The 15,900-nt window shown below is 62.0% G+C and carries 15 protein-coding genes and 1 pseudogene; 6 read left to right on the top strand and 10 right to left on the bottom strand.

The features are described 5' to 3' along the window. Nucleotides 1-484, bottom strand: a 484-nt coding sequence (locus EN850_RS25695) for an ArdC-like ssDNA-binding domain-containing protein (RefSeq protein WP_135916899.1), incomplete at its 3' end; no start/stop codon positions are given. 494 nt (nucleotides 485-978) lie between these two features. Here EN850_RS25695 and EN850_RS25700 point away from each other — a divergent pair. The 3 genes from EN850_RS25700 to EN850_RS25710 all read left to right on the top strand — a co-directional run bounded on the left by EN850_RS25700 (nucleotide 979) and on the right by EN850_RS25710 (nucleotide 3,191). Further along, complete coding sequence (locus tag EN850_RS25700; RefSeq protein WP_135880922.1) at nucleotides 979-1,266, top strand: AlpA family phage regulatory protein; 288 nt, start codon at nucleotides 979-981, stop codon at nucleotides 1,264-1,266. A gap of 199 nt (nucleotides 1,267-1,465) precedes the next feature. Further along, nucleotides 1,466-1,954: a helix-turn-helix domain-containing protein gene (locus EN850_RS25705; protein WP_135916900.1), complete on the top strand. Its 489-nt coding sequence runs from the start codon at nucleotides 1,466-1,468 to the stop codon at nucleotides 1,952-1,954. After that, complete coding sequence (locus EN850_RS25710; protein WP_135916901.1) at nucleotides 1,932-3,191, top strand: type II toxin-antitoxin system HipA family toxin; 1,260 nt, start codon at nucleotides 1,932-1,934, stop codon at nucleotides 3,189-3,191. The genes EN850_RS25705 and EN850_RS25710 overlap by 23 nt, the downstream gene beginning before the upstream one ends. A 144-nt stretch (nucleotides 3,192-3,335) precedes the next feature. Here EN850_RS25710 and EN850_RS25715 read toward each other — a convergent pair whose 3' ends face one another. The 4 genes from EN850_RS25715 to EN850_RS25730 form a co-directional block, all read right to left on the bottom strand. Further along, nucleotides 3,336-4,592 carry a tyrosine-type recombinase/integrase gene (locus EN850_RS25715; RefSeq protein ID WP_135906793.1) on the bottom strand — a complete coding sequence of 419 codons (1,257 nt, stop codon included), beginning with the start codon at nucleotides 4,590-4,592 and terminating at the stop codon, nucleotides 3,336-3,338. A gap of 292 nt (nucleotides 4,593-4,884) precedes the next feature. Continuing rightward, entirely contained in the window at nucleotides 4,885-6,447 is a 1,563-nt protein-coding gene (guaA, locus tag EN850_RS25720) for a glutamine-hydrolyzing GMP synthase (protein ID WP_136092545.1), read from the bottom strand. Between the two features lie 55 nt (nucleotides 6,448-6,502). Continuing rightward, the gene (locus EN850_RS25725) at nucleotides 6,503-7,168 is read right to left on the bottom strand and encodes a 5'-methylthioadenosine/S-adenosylhomocysteine nucleosidase (protein WP_135880927.1); all 666 of its coding nucleotides are present in this window, start codon (nucleotides 7,166-7,168) and stop codon (nucleotides 6,503-6,505) included. A gap of 4 nt (nucleotides 7,169-7,172) precedes the next feature. Next, the gene (locus tag EN850_RS25730) at nucleotides 7,173-7,631 is read right to left on the bottom strand and encodes a PaaI family thioesterase (protein WP_023686843.1); all 459 of its coding nucleotides are present in this window, start codon (nucleotides 7,629-7,631) and stop codon (nucleotides 7,173-7,175) included. 275 nt (nucleotides 7,632-7,906) lie between these two features. On the opposite strand from EN850_RS25730, the gene EN850_RS25735 reads away from it, so the two are divergent. Next, a complete protein-coding gene (locus tag EN850_RS25735; protein ID WP_127277875.1) occupies nucleotides 7,907-8,305 on the top strand; it encodes a GFA family protein in 399 nt (132 codons plus the stop codon). Here EN850_RS25735 and EN850_RS25740 read toward each other — a convergent pair. Together EN850_RS25740 and EN850_RS25745 are read right to left on the bottom strand one after the other, a co-directional pair. Further along, nucleotides 8,302-8,391, bottom strand: a pseudogene (locus EN850_RS25740) (tryptophan-rich sensory protein); the annotation flags it as partial. The gene EN850_RS25735 and the pseudogene EN850_RS25740 overlap by 4 nt on opposite strands. Nucleotides 8,392-8,474: 83 nt before the next feature. After that, nucleotides 8,475-9,764: an RsmB/NOP family class I SAM-dependent RNA methyltransferase gene (locus EN850_RS25745; RefSeq protein WP_136092546.1), complete on the bottom strand. Its 1,290-nt coding sequence runs from the start codon at nucleotides 9,762-9,764 to the stop codon at nucleotides 8,475-8,477. Nucleotides 9,765-10,087: 323 nt separating this feature from the next. On the opposite strand from EN850_RS25745, the gene EN850_RS25750 reads away from it, so the two are divergent. Further along, a complete protein-coding gene (locus tag EN850_RS25750; RefSeq protein ID WP_136092547.1) occupies nucleotides 10,088-10,765 on the top strand; it encodes an MIP family channel protein in 678 nt (225 codons plus the stop codon). A 69-nt stretch (nucleotides 10,766-10,834) separates the two neighbouring features. Here EN850_RS25750 and katG read toward each other — a convergent pair whose 3' ends face one another. Continuing rightward, nucleotides 10,835-13,036, bottom strand: coding sequence for a catalase/peroxidase HPI (katG, locus tag EN850_RS25755; protein WP_136092548.1), 2,202 nt, complete (start codon nucleotides 13,034-13,036; stop codon nucleotides 10,835-10,837). Between the two features lie 179 nt (nucleotides 13,037-13,215). Between katG and EN850_RS25760 the strand changes: the two genes are divergently transcribed. Then, complete coding sequence (locus EN850_RS25760) at nucleotides 13,216-14,124, top strand: hydrogen peroxide-inducible genes activator (protein WP_136092549.1); 909 nt, start codon at nucleotides 13,216-13,218, stop codon at nucleotides 14,122-14,124. An 18-nt stretch (nucleotides 14,125-14,142) separates the two neighbouring features. Here EN850_RS25760 and EN850_RS25765 read toward each other — a convergent pair whose 3' ends face one another. Both EN850_RS25765 and EN850_RS25770 read right to left on the bottom strand, forming a co-directional pair. Then, nucleotides 14,143-14,949 (bottom strand): amino acid ABC transporter ATP-binding protein, encoded by an 807-nt coding sequence (locus tag EN850_RS25765; protein ID WP_136092550.1) that lies wholly within the window; start codon nucleotides 14,947-14,949, stop codon nucleotides 14,143-14,145. Continuing rightward, entirely contained in the window at nucleotides 14,946-15,887 is a 942-nt protein-coding gene (locus EN850_RS25770) for an amino acid ABC transporter permease (RefSeq protein WP_135930061.1), read from the bottom strand. The genes EN850_RS25765 and EN850_RS25770 overlap by 4 nt, the downstream gene beginning before the upstream one ends. Between the last annotated feature and the right edge of the window lie 13 nt (nucleotides 15,888-15,900).

The following is a 15,900-nucleotide window of genomic DNA, read 5'->3' on the forward strand; positions in this document are numbered from 1 at the left end:
AGCTAGCCACCGGCAGCGGAGCCGAAACCGCGACTTCATCAGGCAGTCCTTCACATTGCTCGATATTGAAAACGGTGAAGCGCTTGAGGAAAGGGATCGCCTGGGCATCCTCGCCTGTCTCGCGAGCGCGCTTCCTCTCATGATCCGGGACAAAACGATCGGCATAAACGACCGTTGTCCCACGTTCGCCTTTGCGGACGTTCCCGCCGAGCGCGACAGACTGTCGATAGGTTAGCCAACTCTGCGTTGGGAACCCGCGTTCGACGACGGCACCCCAGAGGATAAGCACGTTGATCCCGCTGTACGTACGATGCGTGCTGGCATTCTTAGGCAAGGAAAGCGACGCTTTTGCCGCGGAAGTCCCCCATGGCTGAACCCAAGGAAAACGACCCGCTTCCAGTTCGGCAATTATCTTGCCAGTGATGTCGTCGTAGAGATTGGACCGGTCGGCGACGGCATGGTTTCGATTGTTCCGGACAGACATCGCGGTTCTCCGCGACGGGCGCCGAAGGCCTTTCCTTCCGCTTTTAACCCGTCGTGAAAACCCGACCCTCCTCTCACTCTCCGTCGGGAGAGCCCTCTGCTCTCCCGACCAAATGCGAAAAAGGGCGTACAAGGCGGAAGCCCCGAAATGTCCGTGAGCGGGAATAAGTCAGTTCGGTGCTGGAGCAGGTTCGTGGGCCTGAGACCGGTTCAACAGGGCGGCCGAAGGAGCATCAGCATAGCGCCGCCGTGAGGCGGGATGCGGGACCGACAGCCCCCGGCGAAGGGCGCCATATGAAACTTTGCTCGCTAACTTCAGCGCAGATCAGGAAGCGAGCCGTCGGGCATGACGCATGGTCGATCCGGGCCACAGCTACTCCTCACCGGCCGATATCCACGAAATCACCGCCCGGCATACGCTTGCCGGCTTTCGCCCTTTCCACCCGTGAAGGCTATCGGCTTCAATTGTCTGCTTAGCGAAGGAGGAATGGCGTCATGACAGGTCCCAGGGAAAGTGAACTAAAGCGGACGATCCGCCGCAAGCAGCTGCGCGAAATCGTACCTCTGGCCGACAGCACAATCTATGAAATGGAACAACGCGGGCAATTTCCACGACGTTTCGCTCTCACTCCTCGGTGCGTGGTTTGGGATCTCGCCGAAGTAGAAGCCTGGCTCAAGGCCCGCAGGGCAGTTCCGATCTCCCGTGCGAGTCCTCCTGATGTGCGTTTACGGAAAACCTCTCCTGTCAGAGCGCGAGATCGGGCACAAATGCCGCAAGCATAGTGGGACGAGCGCCACGGTGAGGTCGATGATCAATCCGTTCGGGTAAATTTGCCGCTGCCGCGGACACATGGCGCCGCAAAGCCCCCTGGCCACGTCACTCCAATGCCTGAATGCAGCTCCCGGGTACGCGTCCAAGAAACCAGATTGAGCGGTCGCGAACGTCGAAAGCGCTGCTCACCCGACATCTGAGACATCTGTCATGACCATCCATCCTGCCGAAGATCAGCGATGGTCATGCCGGCACGATCACGTCGTCCCCATGATGCCGATGATGATCAGGATCAATAGCGCGTTCGGCTTGCTGCTTACGATCGGCATGATGCCGTCTCAAGTTACGAAGCGTCACACTCTTGAAAACAGCCATTATATGAGCTATTTTTTTCACAATGGCTCTAAACAGCTAATTTGTGAGGCGAAAATGATCGACCTGAACGATCTTGGCAATGAGATCAAGAATGCCAGAAAGCAGCGTAAGCTGACACGCGAAAAGCTCTCTGAACTCTCCGGCGTCAGTCGGGCGAGGATCGAAGCGCTTGAGAACGGCAGGGTATCCGACATGGGTTTCAAAGGCGTGCTCACGCTCATGAACATTGTAGGGCTCGATTTCCGACTGACGACCTTCAACAACAAGCGGCCCACACTCGAAGACATCTTGGAGGAAGACGATGCTGCGCGTTTGGGTGGGTAGCAAGCCAGTCGGCGTCCTGGACAGATCCGGCAAGCGTGGTTCGACTTTCGTGTACGATGTGAAGACCGATGGTCCTGACGCCGTGTCGCTCACAATGCCCAAGCGGACCGAATCATGGAATTCGGAGTTCGGGCTCCTTCCCATTTTCGACATGAACCTTCCCGAGGGGGCACTTGAAGGGAAGATCAGGGCGGCCTTCGCGAAGGCATTGGGCCGGTTCGATGACATCGACCTGCTGGCCGTTGTCGGCCGGTCGCAGATCGGCCGTATCCGCTTCACTGGAATGGAAGAGGAACTGGTGGAGGACGTCCCTTTCCGAAGCATTGACGACTTGCTGCGCGCTCGTCGGGCCGGCGATCTCTATAACGAGCTCCTGGAAACATACGCAGTCCATTCAGGGGTCGCCGGAGTGCAGCCGAAGGTCCTGGTGCGAGCCAGGGAGGATAGTCCGTTGGACGGACGCCAGTCGCTCAACGTCCGCGGAGCTACCCACATCGTCAAAATGTGGGATCCCGACGAGTATCCCGAATTGGCAGCAAATGAGTTCTTCTGCCTTATGGCAGCTCGGGAAGTTGGCCTCGAAGTGCCGGACTTCCGGCTATCCGAGGATGGTCTTGCCCTGGTGGTCGAGAGATTCGACCTGACCGACAGCTCGTACCTCGGATATGAGGACTTCTGTGTGCTGAACGGCGTGACCAGCAAGGACAAGTACAACGGAGGGTATGAAACAAAGCTCTTTAGGCGGATCAAGGAATTCGTCTCTCCCGAAAATGCCGTCGGGTCATTGGAAGCCGCTTTCCGCCTGTTTGTGATCAACTGCGCCATCCGCAATGGCGATGCACACCTGAAGAATTTCGGCGTCGTCTACAAAGACGCGGAAAGTCCGGTACGGCTGGCTCCCGTGTATGACCTCATCACGACTAGGGCCTACATCAAGAACGATGCCATGGCGCTTACGCTCGACGGCACCACTGCCTGGCCCGACCGAAAGAGGCTTGACCGGTTGGGCGTCACCCGCGCGAACCTCCGACCGGGGCGCGTAGCAGAGATCGTGGAGCAGACCTGCGACTCGCTCTCAGACGTTTCGGGAAGGGTGAAGGCCTATTTTGAAGGATCCCGCTTCCCTGAGGTCGGCGAAGACATGCTTAGGGAATGGCAGGCCGGAGTGCGCTCGCTTTGCGAGGGAAAGACGATCCACCTGATGGGGGTTTTGGACGAAACACGAGCAAACGACTAAAATATCAGCTCTTTCAGGGAAATCAGAATATAATAGCTAGTATTTAAGCTGTTCAGACCGAGGTGCGCTAGATTCCACCGCTGGCTTGCAGTCCATCGCCAAAACCAATTCTCCGCGCGTTCAGACCGGCACGGGCTCGTTCAGTCAAAGCGCCGGATCGGGCGCCAGGATCGGCAGCGACGGCGGAACGAGCGTCGGCAGGTACCTCTTGCCATCCACCCAGGCATCAATGATGTCCGACCATTCCTGCATCATATGGCGGCGCTGCACCTCATATTCGGCTTTGTTGTAAACGCCACGCGACGAGCGTCCGTCTTCGTGCGCCAAGCACTTTTCTATCCAGTCGCTGTTGAAACCAAGTTCGTTCAGCAGCGTCGAACCTGTCCGCCGCAGGTCGTGAACCGTAAACGGCTCAAGGGGCAGCCCCTCCATCTTGGCCCGTTCGACGACAGCATAGGTCACGCGGTTGAAGGTCGCGCGCGACATCGATGCATCCGCGTCATATCGAGACGGCAGCAGATATCTTGAATTGCCTGCACAGGTCTTCAAGGCGATCATGATGTCGAGCGTCTGGCGCGACAGATAGACGTTGTGCGCCTTCGAACGCTTCATCCTCTCCTTCGGGATCGTCCAGACTGCGTTCTCAAAATCGACTTCGTCCCAGACGGCGTCCTGCAGCTCGCTCTTGCGCACCATGGTCAGGAGGTAGAGGCGCATCCCCAAGCGGATGGTCGGAAGCGTTGCGACATGCTCGAGTTGCTTCAGCATCACTCGAATTTCTGAAGGGGTGAGTGAGCGATCCCGTGGAACGAAGTTGGCGATGGAGGCCGGCCCTACGTCGTCAGCCGGATTGGCGACCTTCTCGCCATGAAGAACCGCGAAGCTGTAGATCTGCTTGAGGATATCGCGCACGTGGATCGCTGTGGCAGGAGCACCACGATCAACGATCTTGCCGCAAAGTACCCTGAGGTCGTCAGGCGTGATTTCCGTCAGAAGGCGGTTCCTCCAGACCGGGAGCAGTTCACGTTCGAAGATTGAACGCCGCATCGCGCGAGTGCTGTCGGCCATGGGTCCGGCAGTCAACCACTTTTCACCGAACTCGCCGAAGCTCTTTGCCTCCTTGATACGGCGCTTCTCCCGCTGCTTCTCAATCGCAGGAGATCGGCCGTCGCGAATGTCTCGTCTTGCATCGAGGCACCGCTCTCGCGCCAGGGCAAGTGAGATGCCGTCGCGTCCGTATTTGCCCAGGTAGACAGTCTCCCGACGGCCGTTGAGCCTGTAATCCAGCCGGAATGAGATCGCGCCACTCGGCATGACGCGAATGTACATGCCATCGCGGTCCGCAATCTTGTAGATTTTATCTTTTGGTTTCAATGCCTTGAGGGCTGTGTCCGTCAGCATTCCTGCTGCCTCCTGAAAAGTACCGTCAGCGCAATTTCGGGGGCTCCTGGCAGGGATTTCCTATTGTCTTCAATAGGTTAAAACGAAAAAAGTACCGTCACGAGCCTCATTGGTCGTGACGGTACTTTGAAAAATTGGTGGGAGCAATATGGGCGAGGTCCGTCAGGCGGACCGCCAGCGCCAAAACCTGCCTGCCGATAGATGCCGAATGTCTTAGAGAGGATTTATTTTTGATTTCAATGGCTTGCGTCGAACTACAGCGTATTTTCGGCGGCGTTCGGATAGGCCTGAATCATTCCCACTCGATCGTCCCAGGCGGCTTTGAGGTGACGTCATAAACCACGCGGTTGATGCCGCGCACTTCGTTGATGATGCGGGTTGCGGCGGCACCCAGGAAGGCCATGTCGTAGTGGTAGAAATCGGCCGTCATGCCGTCGACCGAGGTGACGGCGCGCAGCGCACAGACGAATTCGTAGGTGCGGCCGTCGCCCATCACGCCGACGGTCTGCACCGGCAACAACACGGCGAAGGCTTGCCAGATGGCGTCATAGAGGCCGGCCTTGCGGATCTCGTCGAGATAGATGGCGTCGGCCTCGCGCAGGATCTCCAGCTTCTCGCGCGTGATGCCACCGGGACAGCGTATGGCAAGACCGGGGCCTGGAAACGGATGGCGGCCGATGAAGCTTTCGGGCAGGCCGAGCTCCTTGCCCAGCGCCCTCACCTCGTCCTTGAACAGTTCGCGCAGCGGCTCGACCAGTTGCATGTTCATGCGCTCGGGCAGGCCGCCGACATTGTGGTGCGACTTGATCGTCACCGACGGGCCGCCGGTGAAGGAGACGCTCTCGATGACGTCGGGATAGAGCGTGCCCTGTGCCAGGAAATCGGCACCGCCGAGCTTTTTCGCCTCTTCCTCGAACACCTCGATGAACAGCCGACCGATAGTCTTGCGCTTCTTTTCCGGATCCGACTCGCCCTCCAGCGCCGAGATGAATTTTTCCGAGGCGTCGACCAGGATCAGCGGCAGATTGTAGTGCTGGCGGAACATCGCCACCACACCGGCGGCCTCGTCCTTGCGCATCAGGCCGTGGTCGACGAGGATGCAGGTGAGCTGGTCGCCGATCGCCTCGTGGATCAGAAGGGCGGCGACCGAGGAATCCACGCCGCCCGACAGCGCGCAGATGACCTTGCCCTTGCCGACCTGCTTGCGGATCGCCTCGACCGCGTGCTCGCGGTAGGCGCGCATCGTCCAGTCGCCTTCGATGCCGGCGATGTTGTGGACGAAATTCCTCAGCAGCCTCGCGCCGTCCGGCGTGTGCACCACCTCCGGATGGAACATGATGCCGTACATCCTGCGCTCGACATTGCCGAAGATGGCGAAGGGCGAGCTTTCCGATTTGCCGAACACTTCGAAGCCCGGTGGCAGGGCGATGACGCGGTCGCCATGGCTCATCCATACCTGATGGCGCTGGCCGGTGGCCCACAGCCCCTCGAACAGCGGGCTGTCCTTCTCGATCTCGACGAAGGCGCGGCCGAATTCGCGATGGTTGGAGCTTTCTGCGACGCCGCCCATCTGCACGCACATGGCCATCTGGCCGTAGCAGATGCCAAGCACCGGAACGCCGGCGTCGAAGACGATCTGGGGCGCGCGCGGGCTGCCGATATCGGATGTCGAGGCCGGTCCGCCGGACAGGATCACCGCTTTCGGATTGATGCGCTTGAAGGCCGCCTCGGCCGACTGGAACGGCACGATCTCGGAAAACACGCCGGCCTCGCGGATGCGGCGGGCGATGAGCTGCGTAAACTGGCTGCCGAAATCGACAATCAGGACGGTGTCGGGGTGATTGGCTGTTGTCATGGCGAGCGTTTAGAGAAAGAAACGAGTCTGCGCAATGGGTTGCGTAGCCTGACTTTCAGACTGGTCTGGGCTGATCGTCGGATGAAGCCGCCCGCAGCAAACCCGAACCGATCGCCTGTTCGAGGCGCATGACGGCGTCGGCCAGCTTCTCGTCGATGACATGGAGATATTCGGTCCAGTCGCCGACGTGCCTCAGATCAGCCGCACCGTCGGAAATGCCGCGCAGCCCGATGAGAGGGATGTCGAACAGCTGGCAGGCACGCAAGCAGGCGAAGGTTTCCATGTCGACCATGTCGGCGGCGATCGCTTCGTACGCCGAGCCGGTAATGATGGCGCCGCCGGTCGACAGTGTCGCCTGCTTGATTTCGGGAATACGCAGCGGCAGCGGTACGGTCACCGGCAGGTCGAGAAACGGCGTGGCGCCCTTCTCGAAGCCCAGCGGCGAGGCATCGATGTCGCGATAGGCGGCCGAGACCGCCTGGTAGATTTCCGTCTGTTCCAGGGTCCGGCTGCCGGCCGAGCCGAGCGATACGACAAGGTCCGGCAATGCTTTTGCGGATTTCAACCAGGAAAGCTCGGCACCCAGCCGTACGCCGGCTTCGACCGGCCCGACACCCGTCATCAGCGGGGTGAACAGCCGCTGCAAATGCGGGCCGTATTCGGCCTTCGCCGCCATGACGAAGAGGACATCCTTGCCACCAATTCGCACGACGTTGCTCATCGGATCAGCCAGCTATCCCGTCACGCCCAACCACCGTCATCATCGTCCCGGTCATGGTGGCGATCAGCTTGGCCTCACCGTCGGCGGCGAAGGCATAGGCCTGGCCGTCGGCAACGATGATGGTGCGGCCCGGTTTGGTCACCGACCCGCGGAACAGAAAGCGCTCGCCCCGGCCCGGCGCCAAAAGGTTGACCTTGAACTCGATGGTCAGCACGCCGGAATTTTCCGGCATCAGCGAGAACGCCGCATAGCCGCAGGCCGAGTCCAGGGCCGTCGAGATGACCCCCGCATGCAGGAAGCCATGCTGCTGGGTCAGCGCCGCCGAATAGGGCATCTCGATCTCGATGATGCCGGGCGTCACCAATGTCAGTTCGGCGCCGATCGTCGCCATCGCCTGCTGGCGCGCGAAGGACGCCCTGACGCGATCCTCATAGTCCGGAGCCGGTACGATCTTCGCTGCCATCGCCATTGCCTTCACGTTTGCCGGGAAAGCTTATCGCAGAGGCATAAGCGGCAGGCAAATGCTTTTGCTGCACTGCAACAAAACGACATCGAGGCGTCCTGGGCTACGGACTCGTAAAAGCGAAGCTGATGGCCGCCAAGGCCATGCTCGCGCACGCGAGCACAATCGCTAACGCCGAATGTCGCATTTGAGCGCCAGCTCGGCGCATCTCATGGCGACCTCTCGCTACGCCCGGTACAAATTATTGGTCAGGTCAGTTGGCAGGGAGACCTTGCATGCGTGGTCATTGCTTATGTGGCGCTATTGCTTTTGAAGTCGACGGCCCGGCACAAGCATGCGTGGTCTGTCATTGTGAAAGTTGTCGGCGGCAATGTTCCGCGCCGATGACCGCCTACATTGGCGTCCTGGAAGGCCAATGGCGATGGCTAAGCAAGCCGCCAAAGGTGTTCAACTCTTCTCCCGGTGTGGAAAGAACATTTTGCGATCACTGTGGTACGCCGCTGTCCTTCCGCTCGAAGAAGATGTCCAATGTCATGCATTTTTTCTCGGCAGCGATGGAGGAGCCGGAAAAATTCGCACCGACGCTGCATGTCGCTTTTGAGGAGAAGCTCCCTTGGTTGAAACTCGCCGACGGCCTGCCGACACGGTTTGGGCCTGACTATACGAAAAACTAGTTCAACCAGAGAAGCGAAGCGTTGAGCAGAGTGGCGAACGCCACCCATGCCGCATACGGCGCGAACAGCCAGCCGGAAAGCCGATCGCCGTTGCTGGGCGCCCCAGATCTTCATCGCGATGCCCGCCGGGTCACGCAACCAGGGGCGTTGCCGGCACCTGTCAACGGCGTCAGTTCACCCGGCGCATGGCGCAGAAGTAAAATCCGTCAGTGCCACTCAGCGCCGGCGAGAGCGAAATGCCACCCAGGGCACCGATCCGCATCGCGGCGGCATGGCCTGGAAAGTGGCTGTCCCAAAGCTGGCGATGATCGACCGAGGCAAAGCCGCCGTGCCGCTCGCGAAACGCGGCGACCTGTTCGCCATTTTCCTCGTCGAACACGGAACAGGTGATGTAGACCAGCAGGCCGCCGGGTTTGACATAGGTTCTGGCGGCATCGAGGATCGTCGACTGCTCGCCTTTGCGGGCGTCGAGCTGTCTCTGCGTCAGCCGCCATTTGGCGTCGGGACGCCGCCGCCAGGTGCCGCTGCCGGTGCAGGGCGCGTCGACCAGAACGATGTCCATATGATTGGCGAGCGGGGCAAGCTCGGCCGGCTTGGTGGCGACCTGCACATTGCGGTTTTCCGAGCGGCGGATACGGTCGAAGATCGGCGCCAGCCGCGCCTTTTCGGCATCGTGAGCGAAGATCTGACCGTGATTGCCCATCGCAGCCGACAGCGCCAGCGTCTTGCCGCCGGCGCCGGCGCAAAAGTCGAGCACCTGCATGCCGGCCGTCGCGCCGGCAAGCGCTGCCGCAATCTGCGACCCCTCGTCCTGGACCTCGAACCAGCCCTTCTGGAAAGCTGGCTCGGCCTGCACGTTCGGATGCCTGCCGTCGCCGTCGATGGGCGGGATGCGGATGCCGCAGGGTGCGATCCGCGAGGCGCTGGCACCGGTCTGCGCCAGTTCGGCCAAGACTTTGGCGCGATCGGCCTGCAGCGTGTTGACCCGGATGTCGAGCGGCGGACGCGTGGCAAGTGCTGCGCCCTCCTTGACCCATGTCTCGCCGAAGGCCCGTTCGAAAAGCGGTTCGCACCAGTCGGGGATGTCGGCGCGAACCGCAGGCGGCGCATCGGCAAGCCGGCGGTCTGCGATTGCCTGGAGTTCCGTTGCGCTGAGCAGCGGCGGCGCGAACTTGTCACCTTCGAGCGCAGCGTTGAGCGACTGCCCCGTCTGGCTCCATTCGAGCAGCAGCGCCCCGAAGCCGATGGCGCGCGGCGTGTCTTCGCCCAGCAACCAGCCGGCGGAGCGTTTGTGGCGCAGCGCGTCGTAGACGATGTTGCCGATCGCGGCGCGATCACCACCGCCGGCGAAGCGATGTGACAGGCCCCAATCCTTCAGCGCATCGGCCACCGGCCGGTGACGCCGACCAATGTCCTCCAGCACTTCGATGGCCGCAGCCAGCCGTCCGCCCAGTCGCATTCGTCATTCCATCAAATCGAGCACATGAATCCCAGGGCCTGCTCTTAGAGCCTTTCACGTCCGGATTGAACCCCGCTCCATCGAGCACCGCCGAGACACTGCCGACCAGGCCCAGCGGATCTAGCCGACCAATAAATCTCCCCGGCCCGCGAAAGCAGATCGATCAATAGATGAAAGGTCTCTAATGTTCGCAACTGGCGACTGCAAGCACGGCTTGTGGCGCAACCGCTCTGCTTTCCAAGTTTTTCGGTTGGGAATACTCTTGCCGCCATGATTCGCGGCGCGGAAACCGTGGACCGGCGGATCGTCACGAGGAGAGGGCAATGAAGACTTATCTGGCGGAAGTTCTAGGCACATTTCTGTTGGTGTTCATCGGTACGGCGTCCGTGGTGACGGGCGGCTTCGGCGGCGCGCTGCCGCTTGGTCAGGAGGGCATCGGCCTGGCATTCGGCATCGGCCTCATCGCAGCGGCCTATGCGATCGGCCCGATTTCGGGCGCGCATCTCAATCCGGCGGTGACGCTCGGGGTCTTCCTTGCCGGCCGGCTGCCCGCCAAGGACGTCATCCCCTATTGGATCGCGCAGATCATCGGGGCCATCATCGCCTCGCTGGCGTTGTGGATCATCGTTTCCGGCCAGACCGGCGGCCACACCGGCGGCTTCGGCGCCAATGGCTGGGACGAGACGAAATGGGGCATGAGCTCGGCGTTCCTGTGGGAGCTGATCGGCACCTTCACCTTCGTCACGGTGATCCTCGGCGTCACCGCTGAAAAGCACTCGACGGCTTTTGCCGGTCTGGTCATCGGCCTGACGCTGGCGGGCATTCACTTCGCCATGATCCCGGTCACCGGCACCTCGGTCAATCCGGCGCGCTCGATCGGCCCGGCGCTGTTTACCGGCGGTGCCGCGCTCAGCCAGCTCTGGCTGTTCATCGTCGCGCCGTTGATCGGTGGCGCCATTGCCGGCTTCGTCGCCAAGGCGCGTGTCTTCGAGAAGGATTGATTTCCAAAGCCCGAATGCAAAAGGCGCGGGCCATGGCCCGCGCCTTTTTTGTAGGTCCTTAAGTTCGGATCAGGCAGCGATATCAAAGCGATCGGCGTTCATCACCTTGGTCCATGCCGCAACGAAATCCCGGGCGAATTTCTGCCCGGCATCCCCGGATCCATAGACTTCGGCCAATGCACGCAATTGTGCGTGCGAGCCGAAGATCAGATCGGCACGGGTGCCGGTCCACCTGACCGCCTTGGTCTTGCGGTCGCGCGCCTCGTAGACCTCTTCCGAGCCCGGCTCGGAGCCGGCAGCCGGATCCCACACCGTGCTCATGCTGAGCAGGTTGACGAAGAAGTCGTTGGTCAGCGTACCCGGCCTGTCGGTGAACACGCCGTGCTTTGACTGCCCGGTGTTGGCACCAAGCACCCTCAGACCGCCGACAAGCACCGTCAGCTCCGGCGCCGTCAGGCCCAGCAACTGCGCCCGGTCGACCAGCATGGCTTCGACCGACATGGGCTGCTTGCCCCTGACATAGTTGCGGAAGCCGTCGACTTTCGGCTCCAGCGGGGCAAAGGAGTGGACGTCCGTCTGCTCCTGCGAGGCATCCATGCGGCCTGGCGTGAACGGCACCTTCACGTCGTTGCCGCCATCCTTCGCGGCCTTCTCGACCGCGGCAACGCCACCGAGCACGATCAGGTCGGCCAGCGAGACCTTCTTGCCACCGGCATTGAACTCCTTCTGGATGGCTTCGAGCTTGGCCAGCACCTTCGACAATTGGGCCGGCTCATTGACGGCCCAGTCCTTCTGCGGTGCCAACCGGATGCGGGCGCCGTTGGCGCCGCCGCGCTTGTCGGAGTTGCGGAAGGTCGAAGCCGAGGCCCAGGCTGTCGAGACCAGTTCGGAAACCGACAGGCCGGAGGCCAGGATCTTGGCCTTCAGCGATGCGATGTCCTGGTCGCTGACCAGTTCATGATCGATCGCGGGGATCGGGTCCTGCCAGATCAGCTCTTCCTTCGGCACCAACGGGCCGAGATAGCGCACGACCGGACCCATGTCGCGGTGGGTCAGCTTGAACCAGGCGCGGGCGAAGGCATCGGCGAACTGGTCCGGATGCTCGTGGAAACGACGCGAGATCTTCTCGTAGGCCGGGTCCGCCCGCAGCGCGAGGTCGGTGGTCAGCATGGCCGGCGCGTGACGCTTCGAGGGATTGTGCGCATCCGGCACCGTGCCGGCACCGGCGCCAGCCTTCGGCGTCCACTGATGGGCGCCGGCCGGACTCTTGGTCAGTTCCCATTCATAGTTGAACAAATTGTCGAAGAAGTTGTTGCTCCACTTGGTCGGCGTCGTCGTCCAGGTGACTTCGAGGCCCGAGGTGATGGCGTCGCCGGCAATGCCTGAGGCATGCTTGCTCGACCAGCCGAGACCCTGCGCCTCGATGCCGGCGCCTTCGGGTTCGGCACCGACCAGCGAGGCGTCGCCGGCGCCATGGGTCTTGCCGAAAGTGTGACCGCCGGCGATCAGCGCCACGGTTTCCTCGTCGTTCATGGCCATGCGCGCGAAGGTTTCCCGGATGTCGCGGGCCGAGGCCAGCGGATCGGGCTTGCCGTTCGGGCCTTCCGGATTGACGTAGATCAGGCCCATCTGCACGGCGCCGAGATGGCCGCGAAGCTCACGGTCGCCCGAATAGCGCTCGTCGCCGAGCCACTTGGTTTCGGAACCCCAGTCCACGTCCTGCTCTGGCTCCCAGACATCGGCGCGGCCGCCGGCGAAGCCGAAGGTCTTGAAGCCCATCGATTCCAGGGCGACGTTGCCGGTGAGGATCAACAGGTCGGCCCAGGAAATCTTGCGGCCATATTTCTGCTTGACCGGCCAGAGCAGGCGGCGCGCCTTGTCGAGATTGGCATTATCCGGCCAGCTGTTGAGCGGCGCGAAACGCTGCTGGCCCGCTCCGGCGCCGCCGCGGCCGTCGCCAATGCGGTAGGTTCCGGCGCTGTGCCAGGCCATGCGGATGAACAGCGGCCCGTAATGGCCAAAGTCAGCCGGCCACCAATCCTGCGAGTCCGTCATCACATGGTGCAGATCCTTGATGACCGCATCGAGATCGAGGCTTGCGAATTCCTTGGCATAGTCGAAGTCCTCGCCCATCGGGTCGGACAGGTTCGACTGCTGGTGGAGAACGCCGAGGTCAAGCTGGTTCGGCCACCAGTCACGGTTGGTCCGGCCGGAGGATCCATGCGCCACGGGGCATTTGCCCGCGCTGTTATCGTCGGTTTTCGCGTCCATCTCTCACTCCAATTTTGCCGAGGTTTGATTTTGCCGAGGTTGATTTTTGCCGAGATTTTGGGGGCGGCCGGCGGCCCGCGCCAATCTGGAACGGTTCCAGACTAGGCCACACTGGCGATAAAAACAAATTGCCTTTCCTGTTTATTTCGATAGGATTTTCTTATGACAGGCTTGACTGCATGATCGGATTGACAGTTCGCCAGATGCACTATTTCGACGCGCTGGCGCAAACGCTGCATTTCGGGCGCGCGGCGAAACTTGCCGGCGTCAGCCAGCCGGCGCTGTCTTCCCAGATCGCCGAAATGGAGCAACGGCTGAACTGCCGGCTGTTCGAACGCGGGGGCAGGTCGGTGCGCATGACGGACGAAGCGATCACTCTGTTGCCGCGCATCGAGCGCATCCTGGCTGACATACGTGACGTGGAAACGACGGCCCGGCGCGGCCGCACGGCGATGGAGGGACGCTTCCGGCTGGGCATCATCCCGACCGTCGCGCCCTATCTTCTGCCGCGCGCCCTGCCCGAACTGAAGAAACATTTCCCGGCCTTGCTGCTCGAATTGCGCGAGGCGGTCACCACCTCCCTGGTCGAGGACACCGCATCGCGAAAACTCGATGCCTTCATCGCCGCACTTCCGCTCGACCATCCTGGGCTGATCACCGAGGCGCTGTTTCCCGACCGGTTCTTCCTGGCCGTGCCATCAGGCGATCCAGCCTTTGCCTCGCCGCCGGTTCCACCCGAGAGCCCGGCGCTGGAGAGACTGATGCTGCTGGAAGAAGGCCATTGCCTGCGCGAACAGGCGCTGGCCGTCTGCGGCAATGTGCGGCCGGTGGCGATGGCAAGCTACGGCGCCACCAGCCTGACGACGCTCCTGCAGATGGTGGCGCACGGGCTCGGCGTCACACTCATCCCCGAAATGGCGGTCGGCCCCGCCGGCACTATCCCCGACCTCAAGATCGTGCCGTTCCAGGAGCCGATGCCGCAGCGCATGATCTGCCTTGTCTGGCGGCGCAACAATGCGCGGCATGGCGAATGCGTCGAGCTGGCGAAGATCATCCGGGGCCTCGGCGCGGCGGTGCTGGCTGGCTGAGAGCCGGTCTAACCGGCGCTACAGAACCCTGGACAGGAACTCGCGGGTGCGCGGCGATGTCGGATTGGCGATCATCTCGCGCGGCGCGCCGCGTTCGACGATCACGCCGCCGTCCATGAAAACGAGCTGGTCGCCGATCTCACGGGCGAAGCCGATCTCATGGGTGACGACGACCATCGTCATGCCGCTCTCGGCAAGGTCGCGCATGACCTGCAGAACTTCGCCGACCAGTTCCGGATCGAGCGCCGAGGTCGGCTCGTCGAAGAGCAGCACCTTGGGCTTCATCGCCATGGCGCGCGCGATCGCGACACGCTGCTGCTGACCGCCGGACAGTTCGCGCGGATAGCGGTCGACCTTGTCGGCGAGGCCGACACGCCGCAGCAGCACCTCCGCCTCGGCCTTCGCCTGGTCCAGCGAGATTCGCCGCACCTGCGTCGGCGCCTCGATCAGGTTCTCCATCACGGTCATGTGCGAGAACAGGTTCAACGACTGGAACAGCATGCCGATCTCGGCGCGGCGCCGGCACAGAAGATCGTCCTTCACCTCATAGAGCTTGTCGCCCTGGAGGTCGTAGCCGACGAACTGGCTGTCGACGAGCAGGATGCCGCCGCTGAGCTTTTCCAAATGGTTGATGCAGCGCAGGAACGTGCTCTTGCCGGATCCCGACGGGCCGATGATGCAGGCGACCGAACCCTCCGGCACATCGAGGTCGACGCCTTTGAGAACTTCAAGCTGGCCATAGGTTTTGCGCACGCCGCGCGCGAACACCATGGAATCGGCCGGCACGCCGAAGCGGGCACGATTTTCGGATTTCACATCGCTCATCGGGCAAGGCCGCGCAGGCTGATGGCGTTGAGCAAGGCGCGCATCGTCAGGGGGTCGCGGCGGATATCGCTGCGGCCGAAATGGCGCTCCAGGAAATGCTGCCCGACCGACATGATGCTGACCACGGCGAGATACCAGAAGGCGACCACGATCAGCAGCGGGATCGTCTCGAAGGTGCGCGCGTAGATGCTCTGCGCGGTGTAGAACAGGTCATCGACGGCGATGAACGTCACCAGCGAGGTCATCTTCAGGAGGTTGATCGCTTCATTGCCGGTCGGCGGCAGCACGAAGCGCATGGCTTGCGGCAAGGTGATGCGCTTCAGGATCATGCGATAAGGCATGCCGAGCGCGCTCGCCGCTTCCGACTGGCCGGACGGGACCGACTTGATGCCGGCGCGGATGATCTCGGCCATGTAGCCGGCCTCGCACAGCGAAAGCGCGACGACGGCAGAGAAGAACGGGGTCATGAAATCATTGGTGCGCACGGAAAACAGCGTGCCCAGGAACGGCAGCGTCAGCGAGATCTCGCGCACCAGCAGCGACAGGTTGAACCAGAAGATCAGCTGGATCAGCGCGGGCACGCCGCGGAAGAACCAGACATAGACGCCGGAAAAGGCGCGCAGCACCGGGCTCGGCGACACCCGCATGATGGCGATGACGGTGCCGACCACGATCGCCAGCACCATGATGATGACGGTAAGCATCAGCGTGTTGCCGAGGCCGCGCATGATCGAGGGATGGAACAGGTAGCCGGCTGCCGTGCCCCAGGCAAAGGCCGGGTTGCTGGCGAAAGCGCGAATGATCAGGAAGGCCAGCAGCAGGGCGAACGCCGTGCCGATCCAGATGCCATAGCGGCGCTGCGGCACGACGATCAGCCGTGACACGGCGGCGGCGGCGCCCGGCTCGATGCCGATCTCGGTCGGGTGGGCCACGCCCATCGGATGTCTCCAG

The organism is Mesorhizobium sp. M8A.F.Ca.ET.207.01.1.1 (assembly GCF_004794715.1).
GTDB lineage: Bacteria > Pseudomonadota > Alphaproteobacteria > Rhizobiales > Rhizobiaceae > Mesorhizobium.